This is a genomic window from Vibrio sp. ArtGut-C1 (assembly GCF_002105475.1).
GTDB classification, from domain to species: domain Bacteria; phylum Pseudomonadota; class Gammaproteobacteria; order Enterobacterales; family Vibrionaceae; genus Vibrio; species Vibrio diabolicus.
On sequence record NZ_NCTH01000004.1, the window covers coordinates 193,480 to 215,150 of the forward strand.

General features: G+C 47.0%; 21 protein-coding genes. All 21 read right to left on the reverse strand.

Annotated features, from left to right (window positions below):
* Positions 1–14 precede the first annotated feature (14 nt).
* The 21 genes from fliP to B7360_RS05515 all read right to left on the reverse strand — a co-directional run bounded on the left by fliP (position 15) and on the right by B7360_RS05515 (position 21,592).
* Entirely contained in the window at positions 15–884 is an 870-nt protein-coding gene (gene fliP, locus B7360_RS05415) for a flagellar type III secretion system pore protein FliP (RefSeq protein ID WP_006741704.1), read from the reverse strand.
* Positions 871–1,284 carry a flagellar biosynthetic protein FliO gene (fliO, locus tag B7360_RS05420; protein ID WP_046875540.1) on the reverse strand — a complete coding sequence of 138 codons (414 nt, stop codon included), beginning with the start codon at positions 1,282–1,284 and terminating at the stop codon, positions 871–873. Before fliO ends, fliP begins: the two co-directional genes overlap by 14 nt.
* A 1-nt stretch (position 1,285) precedes the next feature.
* On the reverse strand, positions 1,286–1,696 hold the full coding sequence (gene fliN / locus B7360_RS05425; RefSeq protein ID WP_012841530.1) for a flagellar motor switch protein FliN: 411 nt from the start codon (positions 1,694–1,696) through the stop codon (positions 1,286–1,288).
* 59 nt (positions 1,697–1,755) lie between these two features.
* Complete coding sequence (fliM, locus tag B7360_RS05430; protein WP_006741703.1) at positions 1,756–2,802, reverse strand: flagellar motor switch protein FliM; 1,047 nt, start codon at positions 2,800–2,802, stop codon at positions 1,756–1,758.
* Positions 2,803–2,809: 7 nt separating this feature from the next.
* Positions 2,810–3,313: a flagellar basal body-associated protein FliL gene (fliL, locus tag B7360_RS05435; RefSeq protein ID WP_012841529.1), complete on the reverse strand. Its 504-nt coding sequence runs from the start codon at positions 3,311–3,313 to the stop codon at positions 2,810–2,812.
* Positions 3,314–3,398: 85 nt separating this feature from the next.
* Positions 3,399–5,270, reverse strand: a complete 1,872-nt coding sequence (locus tag B7360_RS05440) for a flagellar hook-length control protein FliK (protein WP_085342884.1) — start codon at positions 5,268–5,270, stop codon at positions 3,399–3,401.
* Between the two features lie 183 nt (positions 5,271–5,453).
* On the reverse strand, positions 5,454–5,897 hold the full coding sequence (fliJ, locus tag B7360_RS05445) for a flagellar export protein FliJ (RefSeq protein ID WP_085342885.1): 444 nt from the start codon (positions 5,895–5,897) through the stop codon (positions 5,454–5,456).
* Between the two features lie 6 nt (positions 5,898–5,903).
* Entirely contained in the window at positions 5,904–7,223 is a 1,320-nt protein-coding gene (gene fliI / locus B7360_RS05450; protein ID WP_006741701.1) for a flagellar protein export ATPase FliI, read from the reverse strand.
* Between the two features lie 3 nt (positions 7,224–7,226).
* Positions 7,227–8,027 (reverse strand): flagellar assembly protein FliH, encoded by an 801-nt coding sequence (gene fliH, locus B7360_RS05455; protein WP_006741700.1) that lies wholly within the window; start codon positions 8,025–8,027, stop codon positions 7,227–7,229.
* Between the two features lie 71 nt (positions 8,028–8,098).
* Positions 8,099–9,154: a flagellar motor switch protein FliG gene (gene fliG / locus B7360_RS05460; RefSeq protein ID WP_012841526.1), complete on the reverse strand. Its 1,056-nt coding sequence runs from the start codon at positions 9,152–9,154 to the stop codon at positions 8,099–8,101.
* Positions 9,147–10,889, reverse strand: coding sequence for a flagellar basal-body MS-ring/collar protein FliF (fliF, locus tag B7360_RS05465; RefSeq protein WP_006741698.1), 1,743 nt, complete (start codon positions 10,887–10,889; stop codon positions 9,147–9,149). Before fliF ends, fliG begins: the two co-directional genes overlap by 8 nt.
* 14 nt (positions 10,890–10,903) lie before the next feature.
* Entirely contained in the window at positions 10,904–11,215 is a 312-nt protein-coding gene (fliE, locus tag B7360_RS05470; RefSeq protein ID WP_085342923.1) for a flagellar hook-basal body complex protein FliE, read from the reverse strand.
* Between the two features lie 122 nt (positions 11,216–11,337).
* Positions 11,338–12,747, reverse strand: coding sequence for a sigma-54 dependent transcriptional regulator (locus tag B7360_RS05475; RefSeq protein ID WP_085342886.1), 1,410 nt, complete (start codon positions 12,745–12,747; stop codon positions 11,338–11,340).
* Positions 12,748–12,783: 36 nt separating this feature from the next.
* Positions 12,784–13,815, reverse strand: a complete 1,032-nt coding sequence (locus tag B7360_RS05480) for a PAS domain-containing sensor histidine kinase (RefSeq protein WP_046875535.1) — start codon at positions 13,813–13,815, stop codon at positions 12,784–12,786.
* Between the two features lie 196 nt (positions 13,816–14,011).
* Positions 14,012–15,478: a sigma-54 dependent transcriptional regulator gene (locus B7360_RS05485; RefSeq protein ID WP_006741695.1), complete on the reverse strand. Its 1,467-nt coding sequence runs from the start codon at positions 15,476–15,478 to the stop codon at positions 14,012–14,014.
* Between the two features lie 289 nt (positions 15,479–15,767).
* Entirely contained in the window at positions 15,768–16,178 is a 411-nt protein-coding gene (gene fliS, locus B7360_RS05490) for a flagellar export chaperone FliS (protein ID WP_012841524.1), read from the reverse strand.
* 12 nt (positions 16,179–16,190) lie between these two features.
* Positions 16,191–16,496 carry a flagellar protein FliT gene (locus tag B7360_RS05495; RefSeq protein WP_012841523.1) on the reverse strand — a complete coding sequence of 102 codons (306 nt, stop codon included), beginning with the start codon at positions 16,494–16,496 and terminating at the stop codon, positions 16,191–16,193.
* A gap of 3 nt (positions 16,497–16,499) precedes the next feature.
* The gene (fliD, locus tag B7360_RS05500) at positions 16,500–18,491 is read right to left on the reverse strand and encodes a flagellar filament capping protein FliD (RefSeq protein ID WP_085342887.1); all 1,992 of its coding nucleotides are present in this window, start codon (positions 18,489–18,491) and stop codon (positions 16,500–16,502) included.
* Between the two features lie 21 nt (positions 18,492–18,512).
* The gene (gene flaG, locus B7360_RS05505; protein WP_047008849.1) at positions 18,513–18,947 is read right to left on the reverse strand and encodes a flagellar protein FlaG; all 435 of its coding nucleotides are present in this window, start codon (positions 18,945–18,947) and stop codon (positions 18,513–18,515) included.
* Positions 18,948–19,039: 92 nt separating this feature from the next.
* A complete protein-coding gene (locus tag B7360_RS05510; RefSeq protein WP_006741693.1) occupies positions 19,040–20,170 on the reverse strand; it encodes a flagellin in 1,131 nt (376 codons plus the stop codon).
* 288 nt (positions 20,171–20,458) lie between these two features.
* On the reverse strand, positions 20,459–21,592 hold the full coding sequence (locus B7360_RS05515) for a flagellin (RefSeq protein WP_005393103.1): 1,134 nt from the start codon (positions 21,590–21,592) through the stop codon (positions 20,459–20,461).
* Between the last annotated feature and the right edge of the window lie 79 nt (positions 21,593–21,671).

The window sequence follows — 21,671 nt, forward strand, 5'->3', positions numbered from 1 at the left end:
CTATCTGCACTTATCTAAAGGGCAAAACTGCCCGCGAGTGTCGAAAGTATCAAGTTCCAACCATCGACCAATACGAACAGCATCAACTTGAACGGCAACGAAACAATCATTGGTGACAACATCATCATACCCATTGCCATCAGTACCGACGCTACCACGAGGTCAATAATCAAAAACGGCAAGAAGAGCATAAAACCAATTTGGAATGCAGTTTTTAACTCCGAGGTGATGAAAGCCGGAATCAACACCGCCATCGACACATCTTCTGGATTCTCAACTTGCTCTCCTGACATGGTTACGAACGTCTCCAAATCTTTGATTCGGGTCTGTTTAAGCATGAACGCTTTCATTGGTGCTTGTGCAGCATCAAACGCTTCTCTCGCAGTGACTTGCTCATTCAAATAAGGCTGAACGGCTTTATCGTTGATTTCGTTCAGGACGGGAGACATAACAAAGAAGGTCAAAAACAGCGCGATACCAATGATGACCTGATTAGACGGCGTTTGTTGCAAACCCATTGCCTGACGCAATATCGACATCACCACCACAATTCGAGTAAACGACGTCATTAGAATCACCATGGCAGGCAAGAAGCCAAGCATGGTCATTAACGCTAAAATTTGCAGCGTAACCGAGTAATCTTCACTGCCATCTGGGTTCGTGGTCATGGTAAACGCAGGGATGCCACCACCACTAGAAACGGACATAGCACGACTGGCGCCAGTATCACTTTGCATCGCCTGAACAGTGACGCTACTTCCATCAGCCAAGTTGTCAGGCAGAGCAGACTCCTCTGCCTCAGCAAACGAAAATGAAGAAAACAGCACGCCGACGAAAAGCAACAACGTGCTCAGGAGCAAACGAATCGGGTTACCCTTTGTCATGTTTTTTGATCAGTTGGCTAAATTGAGTCGCAAAAGCATTGGTCGCCAACTCTTCCTCTTTCAGTGGCTTATCTAACTTGGCTAACGTTTGGATTGATTGGCTGGTAATTCCAACCAAAAACTGCTCTTCACCCACTTGAACTACGGCGATTCTTTCTTTGGTGCCCACTGGCAACTGACTCACAATACGCAAGCCTTTTTGTTGTCCCATCGCCGGCACTTGCATACGTTTAAGTAGCCAAGCCAACAAAAGAATCACGCCGATCACAAGCACAAGCGAGCCAAGTGTCGTCGCAAGATCCAGATTATTTGGTGCGGCAGCAAATGCATAAGGAGCACTCAGCATTAAGCTCAGTGCTCCAGTGATTTGCGTCAATCGCGTTTTGATTGAGCGGCTCATCTTAACGTAGCTTCTTAATTCGTTCAGTTTGGCTGATCACATCCGTCAAACGGATACCAAACTTATCGTTCACGACCACGACTTCGCCATGCGCAATCAGTGTACCGTTGACTAATACGTCCAATGACTCGCCCGCTAGACGATCCAACTCAACAACCGATCCTTGGTTCAATTGCAACAAGTTCCGAATGCTGATTTGTGAACGACCGACTTCCATCGAAATCGTCACCGGAATATCCATGATGGTGTCGAGTTTACGGCGCTCATCTTCGGTAATTGGGCTTGAAGTGTCTTTTAGCTCTTCCAGTGGCGCGGCCAATACTTCATCTACGTCAACAGAAGGTGCAGAAGGGTCTTCGCCAAGAGCGGCTGCCCATTCATCTGCTAGCTTTTGATCGTCACTTGGTTCCATTTTTCTATCCTGTGTTAAGCCTTATTTAATGCCAAAGCATGTCTGTTCAATAAGGTATCTTAATCGTCTATATCGTCTTCATTCTCAAGCTCAGACATGATGTCTTTACCTAAGAAAGCTAAATCTGTTTTGACTACATGTGGGCGCTCAATTTCCTCAGAAATTTGCACCGCTAATTTGTCTTCCGAACGGCCCATTTTTACGCGATAGGTCGGCAGGTCTTCCACAAACATTGTCGCATGTTCTGGCATTTCAATCGGGATGATGTCACCCGGTTGCAATTCCATGAGGTCACGCAAAGAGATGTCTTTTTCAAGCAAGTTAACGCGGAAGTTAACCGGACAATCCATGATCTCTTCACGTAATGCTGAGCTCCAACGGACGTCTGTCTCCATCTTGTCGGACTGAACACCTGCATCCAACAGTTCACGGATCGGCTCAACCATGGAGTAAGGCATAACGACATGAAAATCGCCGCCGCCACCATCGACCTCAATGTGGAAAGAACTCACGACAATCACTTCTGTCGGGCTGACAATGTTAGCCATACTTGGGTTTACTTCAGAGTCGAGATATTCGAACTCCACCCCCATCACTGGCGACCACGCTTCTTTGTAGTCTTCAAATACAATCTTCAGCAGCAGCTGAATGATGCGGCGTTCCGTTGGGGTAAATTCGCGCCCTTCGATTTTGGCATGGAATCGACCATCCCCACCAAAGAAGTTTTCTACCAGAATAAAGACTAAGCGAGCCTCCATGGTGATCAACGCTGTACCTTTTAACGGACGAAAACGCACCATGTTCAAACTGGTTGGCACGTACAATGTGTTTTGGTATTCGCCAAACTTCATCATCTGCACGCCATTGATCGACACTTCTGCCGTTTTACGCAGCATATTAAACAGACTAATACGCATGTGTCGTGCAAAGCGCTCGTTGATAAGTTCGAGCGTCGGCATTCGACCACGTACAATCCTGTCTTGCGACGAGAAATCAAAATTGACGGCACCTTCGTTGTCGTTTTCTATCGGTTCATCGACGTCATCAACATCGTCAACCCCGTGCAATAGCGCATCAATTTCGTCTTGGCTTAATAGATCGGTCACGTTTTACCTATTGAATAACAAAATCTGTAAACAGTACTTTTTCAATCACTGGCTTACCGACCGCAGCGTTTAGCGCTGCTTTGATATCTTCGGAAGCACGATCGCGCAATTCCACTCGTCCCGTTGGAGAACGCAATTGATCAACCGTCGCCGAAGCAAACGTTGATAACAAAGAGCTCTCAATCAGTGGCGAATGGTACCGCGCCAACTCTTCATTCTCTGCGCCGCGAACCATTAACTGCGCTTTAATTTGTACCAGTCTGTCGCGACGGTCCCCAGTAACGTTAAATACAAATGCCTGAGGAAGATTCACGTAGGCAATGGGCGAGGCATCTGATGCCTTCGCTTGAACCTGTTGAGACGCTTCAGCTTGAGCTGGTTCATCAGAGCCCATGAGAAAGAATGCTGCTGCACCACCGCCAAGTAGCAATACCACAACAGCGATTATGATGATAAGTAACTTACCTTTTCCTTTCGGCGCATCGGCCCCTTGTAACTGTTCTTCTGCCATTGTTGTCTCTTATTGTTCTTTTAGGTTACCGAGATGCTTAAGGAAGTCGTTTGGTAACCTTGTATTATTGCCTTTAAACGGCCTGTTATGCGTAAAAGCTAATTCCATCACGCTTTGAAGCCACATTCAAATCCAGATTGACGTCAGCATCAAAGCTCTCTTCTGATTGTCCAGAAAAACCGCTGCCTTGAGCGCTTTGACCATGTTGCTCAGCAGTATACCTACCTTGCTGCTGCCCGCTGTTTTGTTGCTGAACAGAAGAATCAGCCAATTGCATGCCCTGCTGCGCCAACATCTCTCTCAAGCGAGGAAGCGTCTGTTCAATGATGTCACGCGCTTGCGGGTTGTTCACCGTAAAATGCACATTAGCTACATCGTTGTTCATCGTCATACGAATTTGCATACGACCTAATTCTGGTGGATCAAGACGAATATCGAGGTTTTTTAGGTTCTTCGACATCATCATTTGCACTTTTTCCGCCACTTGCTCATTGGCTAGCTCTTTGGTCAGTTGCAACGGAAGCTGAGCTTGCTGCGCGGCATCAATACGCGCTTGTTGCTGCACGTTTGTTCCTTGTTGACCCGCCATCGCCTGAAGCTGCCCTGCTAAACCATGTTGAAGTTCTGGTTTATCTTGCTTATCCGCTGTCGCTTTAAGTGCACCAGCAGTCAATGCGGCATTCACAACTTTCTGGTTAACCTCTCCGTCCTTTACGCCTTGAAGCGCCGTCGGCAAATGAGCTGCGGCCAACGCATCTGGCATCGGAGATAATGCGACTTTATCTGTACTCTGAACAGCTTGTGGCTGAGCTGATTGAGGCGTAAAATTAAGGGCTTGCTGAGACATCCCCATAGGCGCAGCCTGGCGAGCCAAATGATGTTGTACTTGCTGCTCGGCGAGAACCTGTTTAACGTCAGTAGGAAGCGCAACAAACTGGGCAAGATCTTGCTCTGGAATATCGGCAATGACCGTCCCTTTTTTCAACCCTTTTATGATCTCAGCTTCTTGCTGAGTCAGTGGTTTTCCCTGCGCCAGTTTGGTATCTATGAGTTCGAGTTCATCCAAAGAAACACGCTGAAGCGCATCAATTTTAGAGCCATCCAAACCCACCTCCAGTGGCGATAGTTCATTGGCAACGTCACCACTGACCATGCCCTTCTCGGTTAGGTGACTGACTTGTTTAGCCAGACCTTGCCAAGTAGCAAACTCAGACGAGAGCTTATCGACATCGATAGGTTGACCATTCTTATCTAAAATTGGCTCTAAGCCTTGCCCAGCCATTGCCTGCACTTGTTCAAGCGATTGAGCTGATGGCATGTCATTCAAAGCAAGTTCATCAATGTCTGTTGTTTGCCCGTTGAACGAGTGCTCTAAACCCGCTCGTTGAGGCAAAACTTTGCCACTATCGATGGATGCATTATTCGCTTTCAAGGTTTGATTCGCTTGTTCAATACGACCAAGCAGCTGTTGTCCTTCACCCATCGCGCTTTTTGCGCCATTAGCAGCTGAAGGGGCGTTCGAGAGTGAACCGACTTTCTCAGTGACATCAGCATCATTTTGCGAGTGCTCGCCTAGTTTGGCTTCCAGTAGGCTTGCTTCATCACTTTGAATGGTGTTCGCATGCTCTGTCAGCATGTCGCCAGAGCGGTTTTGCTCTTGATGGCTTTCTTGCGCCAGAAACTCTTCGGCGTCGTTACTGCTCTCTTGAGCCACGTCTGTGACCGTATCTTGGCTATCAGCGTCGCCAGACGAAAGCTTGTTAATCTCGGCACTGTTTTGGTCTTCACCGTTTAGTGATTTCGTTGCTACTTTTTCTGACTTTTGTGAACCTGAAAACGCATCCGTCAAGGTTTCTAAAAATCCCTTGTTCTCCGCGTTTTCTGTAGGTGCTTGTGCGGCAGAGTCAGACACTGACGTCTTGCTCGTCGCAGAAACATTGGACAAATTCACATTCATATAGAAATTCTCATTATCAGCAGCTTCGAGCGCTAGGCCGCTGCTAAATTGCACACGGTGGCAAGTTTAGGTTATTGGGATGCTCATCTACAAAGATATCTGCAAAAATTACGCCAATAACAAGCTCATTGCTGCAGTGACAAAACGAGCGTTATAAGTGGAAGCAACATCAACTTTTAAACATTAAAAAGGCTTCGCTCGACGGCTGTAAAGCAACGTTGAAAACTCGTCCATTTGCTTTTGTTCTCGTTTGGCTTCCGAAAGCTGTTTCTCTTTCTCACGCTTTTCGATCATCCACTCATAGGATTTGCGTTCTTTGCGTACTGTTAACCAGTATTCTTGACAGTTTTCTACCTGTTCTTTGAAATGACTTTCTGCTTGTTTCTGCTTAGATAACGTTTCGTCTAGCTGAGTGAGAAAGCGATTTAAATGCCCATATTCGCTTGCCGTTAAGCCAGCCTGCCCACGGTCGATAAGCTGTTGGCAATAATCAAGGCGATACTTTTCGATTTGCTCAACCTGACGGTAATAATCTTCAAGTTCAGAGCGCGCTTTGTTCAGCGCAAGTACGGCTTGATCTTCACGCTCTTTAGTCTGCTCAAGTAGGAACTCCATCGCATTGTTCATGCGCTATCACCCGCCCAAAATGTTTCTAAGCATGTTGACGCACATATCGTATGGCACCGATTCTTTCATGCTCTGCTGTAAGTATTCGTCTAACTTTGGCTTCAATGTAAACGCACCATCGATAGCAGGATCGGTGCCCGGCTTGTACGCCCCAATCGAGACCAAATCTTGGTTCTTGCGGCAAATCGACAAGACCTGACGTACCGCTTTCGACATCAGAACATGTTCTTCAGTGGTGATTTGCGGCATAACACGGCTAACCGACTTTTCGACGTCAATCGCAGGATAATGGCCTGCATCCGCCATTTCACGGGACAGCACAATGTGACCATCAAGAATTGCCCGCGATGCATCCGCAATTGGGTCTTGTAAATCATCGCCCTCGGTCAACACGGTAAAGAACGCCGTAATTGAGCCTTGTTCGGCGCTTCCGTTACCCGCACGCTCAACCAAAGCAGGTAGCTTGGCGAACACAGATGGCGGATAGCCTTTTGTCGCAGGCGGCTCACCAACAGAAAGGGCGATTTCACGCTGCGCTTGCGCAAAACGCGTCAAGGAATCCATCAATAACAGAACGTCCAAACCTTGATCGCGAAAGTACTCGGCAATGGTTAAGGCGGTTTGACAGCCTTTCAAACGCATCAATGGTGAAGCATCGGCAGGCGCAGCCACCACGACAGAGCGACGTCGTCCATCCTCACCTAAAATCTCTTCGATAAACTCTTTAACTTCGCGTCCACGCTCACCTATCAGACCGACCACAACAACTTGTGCGGTTGTACCTCGCGTCATCATACCAAGCGTGACCGATTTACCCACACCAGAGCCGGCAAACAGACCGATACGCTGACCTTTACCTACCGTCAATAATCCGTTAATCGCTTTCAAGCCCACATCAAGTGGCTCTGAAATTGGCTTTCGAGCCAGCGGGTTGATTGGCTCAGCATTAAAAGAGGCGCGATGATCGGTATACAACGGGCCAAGTCCATCAAGCGGATTACCAACCCCGTCAATCACTCGACCAAGCAACTCCATGCCAACAGGCAAGCCAGCGTCACTGGTTAATGGCGTCACTCTAGCGCCAGGCAAAATGCCCGTAATTTGCTCGCTTGGCATCAAAAATAGGTTATCACCTGAAAAACCGACGACCTCGGCTTCCATCTGACCGGACATGGTTTCCACTAAGCATAAACTGCCAATTGGCGCGCGACAGCCTGTCGCTTCCAACGTTAACCCAACCACTCGAACCAGTTTGCCAGAGGCAACTGGGCGCGTCGTTAAGCCTTCAACTTTGTAGTTTCTTAAACGGTCAGCCAATGCTTGCATGGATTATTCACCCTCTTGATGACGGTTTGCACCACAAAAACTGTGCAACACGCTTTTGACGCGCTCTTCCATACGGTAGTTAATGCTTGATTCACCCGCTTCAATCTGGACGTCGCCTCGATTGAGTGATGGCTCAGCAACCAACGTCCAGTTGCGGCAATCAAGGTCTTCTTCGCCGTAAGCTGAGCGAATAATCGCAACGTCTTCTGGATTCAGGTGCAAGGTAATGGGATGACCTGATATTGGCAGCGCTTCAACCGACTGCTTAACCGTGTCCAAAATAATTTGAGGGTTGGTTTGTACTTCGACATGCACGACTTCTTTTACTAAACAGAGCACCATGTCTACCAGCTGCTTTTCAACCTGAGCATTCATTAGCTCTAACGGCTGAGCAAACTGGTTCGCTAAGTTCATAAAGGTTTCGACTTGCTGTTGAATATATTCTTGACCTGCGGTCACGCCTTCGGCTTTTCCAAGCTCCAGCCCTTCAGCATGGCCCGCTTGCAGGCCTTCTTCTTTGCCTTTGTCGTAACCTTGCTTAAAGCCGGCTTCTTGACCTTGATACAAACCTTCCTGATAAGCGCCTTGCTTGATCAGCTCTATCTGCTCTTCGGTTAGCTCAAGTGCTTGCTCTTCTTCCGGCTCTTCAAGATTCGGTACCCAACCCGGGTCATAGTTAAACGCGGTTTGTTTTGCTTGCTTGGCTTTGGGCTCGCCGTAATCAGGCAACCCCCAACGTTGTGGTTCGATCATCGAATCATCTTCATCAGGACGGATAAATCCACGTTTTCTTTCGCCAGCCATGGGTTACCTATTATGTATTCGATTAAGAAGTGAGGGTGCTCCGCAATAGGATAATCGCGGAGCAATAGAGATTATAAGAACTCGTCCGCACCGCCAGACAACATGAGTTCGCCTGCATCGGCCATGCGACGAGCGATCGCCAGGATTTCTTTCTGTGCCGCTTCGACATCCGCCACGCGAACTGGCGGCATCGCTTCGATGTCATCACGCATCATCTCAGCCGCTCGTTTCGACATGTTCTTAAATACCTTCTCACGCAGAGAATCGTCGGCACCTTTAAGTGCTTTTTGCAACACGTCTTGTGGTACATCACGCAACAATTTCTGAATACCTTGATCGTCCACTTCAACTAAGTTTTCGAAGACAAACATCAAGTCTTGAATTTGCGTCGCCATGTCTTCGTCTTGATCGCGAATCTGTTCCATCAACAAACCTTCGACGTTGTTGTCTAGATAGTTCATGATCTCCGCGGCTGCTTTCAGGCCGCCAATTTTGGCTGCTTGTGCACCCGCTTGACCCGCGAACTGTTTCTCCATGATTTCGTTCAGCTCTGCCAGTGCCGATGGCTGAACTTCTTCAAGGTTGGCAATACGCATCATCAGATCCAAACGCACGCGCTCAGGGAACTGAGACAAAATCTCCGCGGATTGGTCTGCTTCTAAATAAGACAATACGATGGTTTGGATCTGCGGGTGTTCGTTGACAATGATGCTCGCCACTTGTCGTGGGTCCATCCATTTCAGCGAATCCAAGCCTTTTGAACCCGTACCAAGTAGGATCTGGTCAACCAAGTTGTTGGCCTTGTCTTCACCAAGAGCCGCCACCAGCGCATTACGCATGAAGTCTTCGCTGCCCATGCCGATGTTGGTGTATTTCTGGATGTCCTCCAAAAACGCACGGTGAACGGCTGACACCTTGTCTTGGCTGAGGTCTTTCGCCTTAGCCATCGCACTACCCACACGCTGGACCTGTTTTGGCTCTAGGTGACGAATAATGCCGGCGGCATCTTGTTCATTGAGGCTCAGTAGCAAAATTGCTGCTTTTTCTTCGCCAGTAATGGTTGAGACATCCAGCTCAACTGGCATTCCCGCGGCGTTGTCATCTTGAGGTACGATATCGTTAGCCATTGTCATTCATCCAGTTTTTCACTACTTGAGCAGCAAGTTCAGGTTCATTCGCAACCAGAGCGCGAACCGCTTTCAATACATCTTCATCTTTATGAAGGTTTGGCAAATCAATACTTGAACCAAACTCAAACAGTTCGCTGCTTTCAATGTCGCTGCCAATCAGGCTAGTTTCACCATCTGCACCAATCGGCAAGCCGTCTGGTCCGTACATTTCGTCTTCGTCATCACTGGTAGGGTTAAGCAATTTCTTCATTGCTGGGCGAACCAGAACCAACACAACAACGATGATCACTAATGCACTTGCGAACCAACGAACCCAGTCACTGAAGTTAGGGTGCTCCCAAATTGGTGGTTCTTCCAGCTGTTCAGCCTCAGGCTCTGCAAACTTCACACTCAGTACATTCAACAAATCACCACGGCCTTGGTCAAAACCGACCGTACCAATTAAGACTTGGCGAATAGCATTAATTTCCGATTCGGACATCGGGGTATAGGTCACTTCTCCCGTATCTGGGTTGACCTGACGACGGTCCTTAATCGCAACAGAAACCGTCTGACGAGCAACCGTCCCCGTCTGCTTACGCTCATGGCTGATGGTGGTATCAAGCTCAAAGTTACGCGTGGATTCTTTACGCACCGAACCCTGTCCCATGACAGAACCGTCTTTCATCTGAGCCACATCTTGCGGAATAGAGGCATCCGCTGGAGGCTGATTACTTAACGCCCCCGGAATACCCGCTACCATATTGCCGTTATTGTAATCTTCTAATGCGTACTCACTGCGGGTTGCAGGGGTATTGGGATCAAAGCGTTTGCGAGTTTGTTCAACCGCGCTGAAATCCATTTGGATATCGACCTGCGCCGTGTAGTTGCCATAACCTAAAATAGGTAATAGCACTGAATCAATTTTTTCACGCAGCGCTTGTTCCTGGCTACGCTCTAATTCTTGCTCTTTGCGTCGCGCAGCAGAAGCAGGGTCTTGAGAGCCTGAACTGAGCAAACGGCCATGCTGATCTGTGACGGTAATTCGGGAGGTTTTCATTCCCGGAACGGCACTCGCCACCATGTCGACGATAGAATCAACTTCTTGCTGTTTGAGGTTCGTACCAGTCGACAGTGTCAAAAATACGGACGCTGATGCTTCTTGGTTATGACGCACAAAAACACTGTGCTTTGGTAGCGCCAATAAGACTCGCGCTTTACGAACTTGCTTCATTTCCTCAATCGCTTGAGCCAACTGACGTTCTCGACTGAGTTTAAGGCGCTCTTGCTCTAAACGTTGTGATACGCCAAAGCCCATATCTTGCAGCAAAATATCATCGCCCGCCTCTGTGGCTTGGTTTACGCCCGAGCGAACCATGCCAAGTTTGATCGAGTTGTATTCGCTCGATTCAACAGAAATGGTATTACCATCAAGCTTGTAATTGATTTTTTGCTGGTCCAGATAATCCAAAACGGGGATCAACTCTTCGGTCTCATACGCTCCAAGCGGGCGCATCTCCGGCTCTTTGACCCAAAAGAACAGCATCACGATCAATGCAACACAGATGGAGATTGACAGCACAAGTACAACTTGACGAAGTAAATCAAGGTCACCCACTGCCATATCAAATTTTGACGCACTGCGCTCCTCTAGATCTGGATTTTGACTCTCCACATCTACGTCGGAACTTGCTACCAGTGCACCATCTGAGCCGCCTTCAGTGACGGTTAAATCTGTAGACTTGTCTGCCACACTTATTACCTAAATTACACTGGCATGTTCATGAGGTCTTTATACGCCTCAACGAGTTTATTGCGAGTTTGAACCGTCGCATCAAAAGCGACACTAGACTTGTTACGAGCAATCATAACGTCAGAAAGGGAAACATCGGCATCACCACGATCAAAACGGGTTTGTAAGTCACCGGATGCTTTTTGAAGTGTGTTCACGTTATTGATGGCTTTAGTTAGGAGATCATTAAAATCTGCTCCAACTTTCGCCCCACTTGCAGTAGGAGCAGTATTGGTTGCTTCTACCATCATGGCGCGCATTTCTGCCTGAATACCATCAACTTTCATTAGCACCTCTAAGCCAAAAGATTGACTATTAACAAAACTGATTATTAACACAGCAATTAACGTGCCATAAGACATTAGTTAGCGGTTTGCTTACACTTTTTGTCTTATGGCGATTGCACATGTTAATTTGGGATATCTATACCAGCATCACGCATTTTGGCAAGTTTGTAGCGCAAGGTTCGTGGGCTTATGCCCAGTTTCTCCGCCATTTCTTTGCGTCGGCCGTTACACTCCACCAAGGTTTCCAAAATAATGGCGTATTCTTGGTCACGCAGCTCGCTGCCCAAGCCCTCCCCGCCAGATACCGGACGGTTCACACTCTCAGGTTGAGCGACTGGCTTAACATTAGGTACAACCATCTCTGCATTTTGAACCACATGCTGCAAGCTGTTGGCATCTTGCCAATCCACCCCTTCTAGTAAGATGTGCTCAGCGTCGATATCACCATTCTCACTTAAGATAAGAGCTCGTTGCACCACGTTATCCAGCTCACGAACGTTACCTGGCCAAGGGTATTGCAGCAGTTTTTCTACCGCAACGGCTGAAAATTGAGGCACTGGCACCCCCATCTTGCTGCAATGACGCTCAGCAAGATGCTTGGCAAGTGGCGCAATATCGCCTTTGCGTTCGTTCAGTGCTGGCCACGCAATTGGGAACACATTCAGGCGGTAGTATAAATCTTCACGGAAGTTGCCTTCTGAGACGTACTGCTTGAGATCACGGTTACTGGTCGCAAGCACGCGTACATCCAGCTTGATGCTCTTACGACTGCCAAGGCGCTCCACTTCACGCTCTTGCAAAACACGTAATAGTTTCGCTTGCAGGTTTAAGTCCATTTCGCTGATTTCATCCAGCAAGATTGTGCCGCCTTGCGCTTGTTCAAACTTACCCGGACACGCTTGAACCGCGCCAGTGAACGCGCCTTTCTCATAACCAAATAGTGTCGCTTCCAGCATGTTGTCTGGAATCGCCGCACAGTTGATAGCAACAAATGGACCATCTTTACGGTTTGATGCGTTGTGAATATAACGCGACATCACTTCTTTACCTGAGCCACTCGGACCTAGCACCATAACATTCGCATCTGTACGTGCCACTTTATCGGCCAATGCAAGTAGGCGCAGACTTTTTTCATCTGCAACGACCGCGTCACCATTGTCATCGCTTTTGATCGGTGCATATCGACTGACCATGTTCAGCAATACTTCTGGTGCAAATGGTTTCGCCATGTAGTCAATCGCGCCGTCTTTCATTGCCGACACGGCATCTTCAATGTTGGCGTACGCCGTCATTAACAGTACTGGTAAGTTAGGCCAATTCTGCTTGATGTTTTTGAGCAGAGCCAATCCGCCCATACCTGCCATTTGCACGTCAGAAACGACGATATCGACAGTATTCGATTTGAGTTTTAGTAGTGCGTCTTCCGCACAGTCAGCTTCTAACCACTCATACCCTGCCAGAGCCAGAGTATCCACTAGGGCTTCACGAAGACCTTCATCGTCTTCTACGATCAGCACTTTGCTTTGCGCCATTCTGATTCTCCAGTAATTGTTATTACCAGAAGCAGCTTACTGCGCTTCTGGTTGCACTCGCTCTAGCGGAATGCACATGGTAAAGCAGGCTCCATCACCCTGCTCTGAAATAAGTTCCAATCGACCGTCATGGGCACGGCAAACCATTTGAACGACAGCCAGCCCTAACCCGGTTCCTTGAGAACGCGTGGTAAAAAATGGCTCCATAATTTTGGCTTGTAGTTCTTCAGGTACACCCGGTCCGCTGTCTTGCACTGAAATGCGCAACTCGCCATTTACCGGGCGGAAAAAAATATCGACTTGCGACTCTTTACCAGACATCTGAATCGCATTCATGACAAGGTTGCTCAACGCGGATGCAATCGCATTCGCATTGCCTAGCAACTCAGTTTGTTCTTCTTCCACTTCTAGGCAGTAATCAATACCATTATTTTTTAGCGCGGTTTCGACCATCGGCTGATATTCCGCCACCAACTGAGCAATCGTAAATGGCTTAATGACTTTATTATCACCACCTTTAGCAAAAAGCAGCATATCATTAACCTGCTTTTCCAAATCGTGCAGTCGATCCATTAATTTGGTTTGAAAGCGATCCCTTGTCGCTGGTGGAAGGTTTGGCGCTCCCAAATTGGATGCATATAGCATAGCGCTCGATAGCGGCGTTCTTACCTGATGAGCAAGCGACGCTACCATACGCCCTAACGAAGACAAGCGTTGTAAATCACTCACACGAGCTTGAAGTAAGCGAGTTTCGGTTAAATCGGTAATCAGGATCAATTGACCTGTCGTAGAAGCCGAAATGGCTAATCGAACTTTACGACCATTCCGCAGGGAAACTTCGTGACCATCATCCTCACGAGGATCAAACACCGCCTGAATAATGTTGAACCATTTTTCATTAACCAGTGGAATCTCAAGAATTCGGTGCGCCTCTGGGTTTGCTTCACGCACTATGCCGTACGTGTCGAGCAGAATCACTCCGGCAGGCATCACATCAAGCACCTGCTTATAGCGCTCAACCTGATTTTCTACGGAATCTAAATGGGATTGGTTGGTGTTGTTATCCATTACTGCCTGTCGAAATATCGCCGCTAAAACTAAAATAGCTTGGTAAGCAATTAGCGTACCAAGCTATTTTTTATATTTATCATGACGTTAAGTCATCGACAATAAGTTGACACCCTCAGATAACGGTTTTTGGTGTCAGAAAAACGATGCTAAATAGCCCAAATGATTTAGATATCGTCTTAAATCTCAACGTTACCTAGCGTTGTAAGTTGTACTTACGCATTTTTTCCACCAACGTTGTGCGTCGCATACCCAGCATATCAGCGGCTCGTGCCACGACCCCACCTTGTGCTTCTAACGCTTGGCTGATCATATTAACTTCTAAATCAGCCAACAGCTCTTTCAGATTTACACCTTCAGGCGGCAGCGCTTGCGGAGCGTTCATGCTGTGGTCAAGATCGTCTTGATCATCAAAACTAAAGTCTTCTGAGAAGATGTCTTGGAACACATCACGCTCTTGTTCTTCAACCGAAATAAACGGATTACTTTCTGGTTGGAACTCCGGGATATCACTGTAGCGATATTTGGTTGGTAAGTGGTTTACATCGACCAAGCTATTTGGGTACAGAATGATCATTCGCTCAACAAGGTTGGCTAACTCACGCACGTTACCCGGCCAGTTGTGCTCCATCAGTGAATTGATCGCACGAGGGGTAAAACAGATAGGCTGGCCACCCTCCGCCTCCAGACGCGTCATCAACTCTTGCAGCAGCAATGGAATATCTTGTTTGCGCTCTTTCAGCGCAGGCATCTCGATTGGAAACACGTTCAAACGATAGAACAAGTCTTCTCGGAACGTGCCTTCTTCAATCATACTTTCTAGATTACGGTGTGTGGCCGCGACAACTCGAACATTGACCTTGATGGTGCTATTGCCACCTACACGTTCGAAACAGCGCTCTTGTAATACGCGAAGTAGCTTCACTTGCATCGACATCGGCATATCGCCAATCTCATCAAGAAAGATCGTGCCACCGTCTGCAAGCTCAAATCGACCTTTACGTGCCGTTAACGCACCAGTAAACGCGCCTTTTTCGTGGCCAAACAATTCACTTTCTAGAAGCTCCGGTGGAATGGCACCACAGTTAATGGGCACAAAGGCACCACTGCTGTACGACGAATGATAGTGAATGTTACGCGCAACGACTTCTTTACCGGTACCAGATTCACCCAAGATCAACACGTTTGCCTCAGTGTCTGAGACTTGCTCGATCAGGTGACGAACTTCTTGAATACCTCTGCTTTGACCAACTAAGCTGCGAAAAAGCGTGTTTTTTCGTGCACTGGCAACGACATTGACCCCTTTTCGACCCAGAAAATCTTTGCAGTGGCGTAACGCCTCACTAAGCTGTGGGTAATTAAGAGGTAGTTCTAGCTCACCTACAAAATTTGGAAGATCATCCACGGGCAACGGAAATCGGCCCATGACTAAAAGTGGGATGTGGTAGGCGCTGTTTAAATGAGAGATAACCGTATTCGCCGCTTGACCTGCTGGAATGTTACCAACAATACAGCACGACCATACGCTAGACCAATCAACATCGCTGAGCTGATCAGAACTGACCGCTTCGCAATTTTCTCCAACAAATTCCAATATATTGCTTAAATTTAAACGACTTGATGCGTCATCATCAATTACAAGCAGCTTTGCCAAACCTTGCATAAGTAAGAATGATTGCCTTTATTTTAGGTGCGTTGCGGCCAAACCTTGATTTGCGCAATTGGGTGCTAAAAGAAGGCAGAACCACCACACTCAATTTACGATAGACAAAATAGGAAAATCAGCAACAAAAAAAGCCATTAGGGCTACTAATGGCTTCTATTTTATTTGAATATAAAAATAAGGCAACCAAGCAATAAAGAGGTGTGAGCTTGATAGAAACTTTGCTACACAACTCGTTGCGCAATTGACAAATATATTCCTCTAATATCTTAACGCGTTGTTTTGGTTATTAAATACCGACTTCAGCTGCTGTAAGATTATGAAACTCTGTAGGGATTTGGTCCCAAGCGGATTTGATCTCACGGATAATGTCGATAACGTCGTCGATCAGTTGAGGATCATTTTGATGGTTAGCAGCTGAAATTTGCGTGATCATAAACTCATAGAGTGAATCTAAGTTTGAAGCAATATCACCACCGTCATCCATCGATAGACAGCTACGTAGCGCAATGATGATGTCTAGCGCTTTACCTAAACGCTCACCTTTTGCTGGAATATTGCCTGCTTGCATGGCCGCTTTACCTTGAATAAGGCGCTCAATCGCACCAGCCATAAGCATTTGAATGACTTTGTGCGGAGAAGCCGCGCTTAGCTGGCTGTCGACTGATACCTTTTTGTATGCTTGCAAAGAACCGCGCATAGTAATCCTCTTTTAAATAAATTTTTTGTACTGCTGAAGCGAACGCTGGCCATAACGAAACTTATGAAGTTCTTTTCCGACCTTTGACGTTTCCGATTGCATCAGCTCGACAATTCTTTTGGTACGAGTAAGCAACGCTTGCCACTCTGCATCCTGCTTAACCAAAGGATTTTGATGAATAATTGGTAACAGGTTTTGCAATAACCGTTCCCTGATATCGACCAAGCGAAGAATTTCTTCAGTACTAAAGTCGACTTTTTCCAATTCTTGCGTAATTAGTTGATCTATATCACTAATATCTATGAGTTCTTTTTGCATTTATTAACCCAACGCACTCATTAAGGCACCTAACTGACCTTGCATTTTGCCAGTCGCATCTTGCATGGCGGTAAACTTCGCGTGAGTGCGTTTTTCTAGGCTTTCCATGCGGCGATCTAATGCCGCTTGATCATCACTCAAACGATAATTTTGTTCTGTGAGACTTTTTTCTCGAGTACGAATGCTGCCTGTAATGCCTGTAATACCATGAATCGCATCTTCGACTCGTTTAGCAAAACCTGTGTTGCCACCGAAGAACTTTTCTAGCTCGTTGAAGTTGTTGTTCAACTGACGATCTAACATGTCATAGTTGATTTCTAAGGTACCTTGACGCGTGGTAGTAATGCCAAATTCAGTTAATGACTTTAGGTTTTCAGGCGCTTTATCAATTTGAGTGGAAAATACCGATTTTAATCGTGAGTCTGCGCTGCGTACGGTACTGTCACCCGACAACGGTCCTTTTTGACCAGTGACCGGATCCACACTCGCCAACGCTTGAGACGTTTGATAAAACGAGTTGTACGCCGCAACAAAGTTTTCGATGTCGTTACGCACACTCTGACGGTCGTATTCGACGCCAATTTCAGCAGGTGGCTTGTTCGGTTCTGATTTGCCTTTAAGTGTTAAATCAACACCTTCTATGGCATCTTCAATCACATTGTTGTGACTAGATAGCTTTGCTACTCCATCAAGCAGAACTTCTGAATCTTGCCCTGCTTGTACCTCTGTCATACCAAGGTATTCTTCAAAAGCAGATTGCGCTTTTGCGATTTTCGCTTCTGCTTCATCAATTTTTTCTAAACGTTCACGCTCTTGAGGATCCAGCTTAGCGCGATGAATTTGTTTCGCTTGCTCTTCGGTCAATTCACCACGTTCAACTTTTGCGTCTAGCGCTTGTTTTTCACTCGCAATTTTTTGCTCAATTTCAGCTTTTTCTTGCTCAAGAAGCTGCTTGGCCTCTTTCGTCGTAACGTAAGAGTCGGTTAATGTGCCTGATGCCGCATTGCTCCAACCCGGTACATCTGGTGCCTTATCTATTGCTTTCTCGTCGAGTTCAAGCTCTGGTTCTTCATAAGAATCCAGCAAAGTGCCTGACGCAGTTTCTGTCCACCCTGGAATTCGGTCTTCAGGGCGCAAACTCGCGCGTCGGTTGGCTTCATCAATCGCTTCCTGCCCAGCTTTAGCAGCTTCTGCACCCGCAGCAGAGATTGACTCTTGGGAGCCATCATCTTGTCCATTTTCTGCCGCTTTTTGCTCTTCTGGAGGTAGAGGATTGCCGTTTGCATCCAGTTCTACTGGTTGCTCGGGGAATTGAAGAGGACCTAACACTTCTTCCGCCGCTGAACGAGCTTCTTCAAGCGCGTTAACACGGTCTTCAAGTGTTTGATATTCGAAATACTTTAGAGGGTTGCCTTTGTCGGCCTCCACACTGACTCTGATTTGATGATCCTTACCAGAGAGATTTGAGGCAAGGATAAGGCGTGGTCCTTCAACGTCGTTAATGAGAGATGCTCGAACACCGGGATTGTCTTTTGAGCCGTTGATGCCGCGTACGACATCTGCGAGCTTGGAGCTCGAACGAACGTTCACGTTGAAGGTGTCATCACCAAGCGAAATCTGCAGCTTACCAGGGCCAAACTTTGCGTCTTCTGGCAGTACGTCAGAAGCGACTTTGTGGCTCTGGGCAAGCTGCAACACATCGATAGCATATTTGCCAGCGATAGCATCTGTAGTTGCAGTAGCAGATACGATATTGTCGTCTGTCGTTTCAACAGTACGAACGGCAAACGCTTTCTCTTGACGAAAGTTCGCCATGAGATTTTTCATCGTATCCAGTGATTCTCTGAGTCGCCCATAGGCACTGATACTGGCATTAATTGTCGTGCGCTCGTTGTCAATGCGTTGCTGCTTTGGTACGCGTTCGGCATCCACAATTTTGCTGACCATGGAATTGATATCCATGCCGCCAGACATCCCCAAAGGGCCTAAACTCATCAAATCACCTCTAAAAACGACTTACACTTTTTCAGTCAACAACCCGCTGTTGGCTGTGTGCTCAGCTAGGCGACGCAATACCACTAGCATCTCTTCATCAGGAATTTGACGAATCACGTCGCCCGTTTTGGCTTCGTAAATCGTCACCACATCTCTCCCGGATTCCTCATCCACTCGAAACGCGACTCCTTTGTTTATGGACGTCACAAACTCATTCATTTGCGCGACCAATTTTTCACGTTCTTCTTTGTTCAGCTCTTGACGGCTTTCCGCCATCTCGATCGCAGCTTGAACAGAGAAGTCGTATTCGGTGTCTTTCGCTTTTTGCGGCGAAACCTCACCATTTGAATTTGCTGGGCTAGACGTGCCTATATCATTGCCATTTTTATTTGCAAACTTTGTGCCACTTGGCGTGCCGTAAGGCTGGATGTTCGATGCGTAGGAGGATATATCCATTACAATCTCCCTTCCACCTTATGGGCTAACGATAGAACCTATCGCTTTGGTGCCCCAGCACTAAGGTATTTACCTCAGGCTGGGTCAACCACTTAGCCCAACAAGCTTAGCGCTGCAGATGGAGACTGCTTCGCTTGAGCCAGGATTGAAGTACTTGCTTGCTGAAGAATTTGCGACTTAGTCATCGCAGTGGTTTCTTTCGCGTAATCAGTATCTTTAATACGGCTGTTAGACGCATTAACGTTCTCGTTAATGTTGTCTAGGTTGCTGATTGCGTGGTTGAAGCGGTTTTGGAAAGCACCAAGTGACGCACGTTGGCTGTCTACTGACTTAAGCGCACCGTCGATAACAGCCACGGCTTCTTGAGAGCCTGCTACTGTTGTTACGTCGATGTCTTTCACTGTTACGTCTTTCGGGCCGCCAAAGCCGATCTCGTCCGCTAGGTTGCCAGAGAACTCAACATCACCTTGAACTTTTTGAGAAGAAGCAAATACTTGTAGTTTACCATCTTCACCAACAGACGCTTTTACATCATCGTTTTGACCGTTGATGTACGTTGCTAGCTGCTCAATGTCGTCGCCTTGTTTTGCGCTAATCGATAGCTCTTTCTCTTCACCTTGTTTGTTGGTGTAGCTCATTTTGAACTCAGTTTTCTCACCAACAGTCCAAGATGCATCTTTACCCTCTTCTGCTGCGTAGCTCTTGCCACCCATTGCAGAAGTGTCTGAGCGCAAGCTACCCATAGAAAGCATAACTGCTTCACCTGAGTCTGCACCAATTTGGAAAGATTGCGTACCGTATGTACCGTTCAGCAACTTGTTACCACCGAAAGAGGTAGTTTCAGCAATACGGTTTAGCTCGTCATTTAGCGCTGTTACTTCTTCTTGGATCGCAACACGTTCTGCTTTTGAGTTAGAACCGTTCGCAGATTGAAGCGATAGGTCACGCATACGTTGTAGGATGTTGGTAGATTCATTCATTGCACCTTCAGCAACCTGTGCAATAGAAATACCGTCGTTTGCGTTTTTCACCGCCATGTCTAGGCCACGGCTTTGTGCATTCAAGCGGTTTGAAATCTGTAGACCTGCAGCATCGTCTTTCGCGCTATTGATTTTATAACCCGAAGACAAACGCTCCATTGATTTTTGTTGACCGTCAGCTGCCTGGTTTAGGTAACGCTGTGCAGTCATCGCAGAAACGTTAGTATTAACGTTAATCGCCATAATTGATCTCCTTAAGGCTTTAGTGAATGTACCGTCGTGTCTCTCACCTCACTTAGGTACATCTCATTTCTCTCAGTCCCTTTAACGGCGACCGATGAATATCCTTTAGAAGAAATTTTCAATTTTTTGCGATTATTTTCTTTGGCTTACTGAAATGTGATGAAGCTCTAATGTCGTGATTCGCAGAAATCCTGAGTCCCAAACAAACAGAAAAAAACCCAGCCGAAGCTGGGTTTACTCGCTCATCTCTCACCACGAGCCAATGAGGTTCTCGTCTTAGGTTTGAAATTAACCTAGCAGACTTAGCGCTGAGTTTGGCGCTTGTTTCGCTTGCGCAAGGATTGAGCTTGACGCTTGCGATAGAATTTGTGATTTGGTCATTTGAGTCGTTTCTTTCGCGAAGTCAGTATCTTTGATACGGCTCTTCGACGCGTTCACGTTCTCGTTAATGTTGTCCAAGTTGCTGATTGCATGGTTGAAACGGTTCTGGAATGCACCCAGCTCTGCGCGGTGACTGTCTACGTATTTCAGTGCCGCATCGATGATAGCAACAGATTCTTGTGCGCCACCAACTGAGGTTACGTCGATAGTATCTACCGTTACTTTTTTACCTTCGCCCAAACCTAGCTCGCCAGATAGGCCGCCTGAAAATTCGACTTCACCTTCGACTTTGTTGTTACCAGCAAAGATTTGCAGTTTACCGTCTTGGTCTACTGAGGCTTTCACTAGGTCAGTTTGACCGTTAATGTAAGTCGCAAGCTCTTCGATATCGTCACCTGCTTTTGCGCTGATGTTGATTTCTTGCTCTTGACCGTAGCTGTCCGTTAGGTTGATTTTTAGGTCGTTCTTACCTTCAGCAACGTTCCAATCTTTACCTTTACCACTTTCAGCTTGGTAGCTCACACCGCCCATCATTTTGTTGTCTGAACGCATGTCTTTTAGCTCAAGCATCACGGCTTCACCATTATCCGCACCGATTTGGAACGATTTCGCGCCGTGTGTGCCGTTTAGTAGCTTGTTACCACCGAAAGACGTGGTTTCTGCGATACGGTTTAGTTCGTCGTTTAGCGCGGTCACTTCTTCTTGAATCGCCACACGCTCTGATTTCGAGTTTGAGCCGTTTGCTGATTGTAGAGACAAATCACGCATACGTTGAAGAATGTTAGTGGTCTCGTTCATTGCACCTTCAGCGGTTTGTGCAATTGAGATACCATCGTTCGCGTTGCGAACCGCCACATCCAAACCACGGCTTTGTACGTTCAAACGGTTCGAGATTTGCAGACCCGCAGCGTCATCTTTTGCGCTGTTGATTTTGAAACCCGAAGACAAACGCTCCATAGAAGTTTGTTGAGCTGAGTTTGCGTTGTTTAGGTAACGCTGAGCGGTCATCGCTGATACGTTAGTGTTTACATTCACTGCCATGGTGATTTCTCCAATTGATTTTCCGGTATAGCGGTTTCCGACGTCTCGGAAAACCAAGTAGTTCTCTCAAAGTTACTTT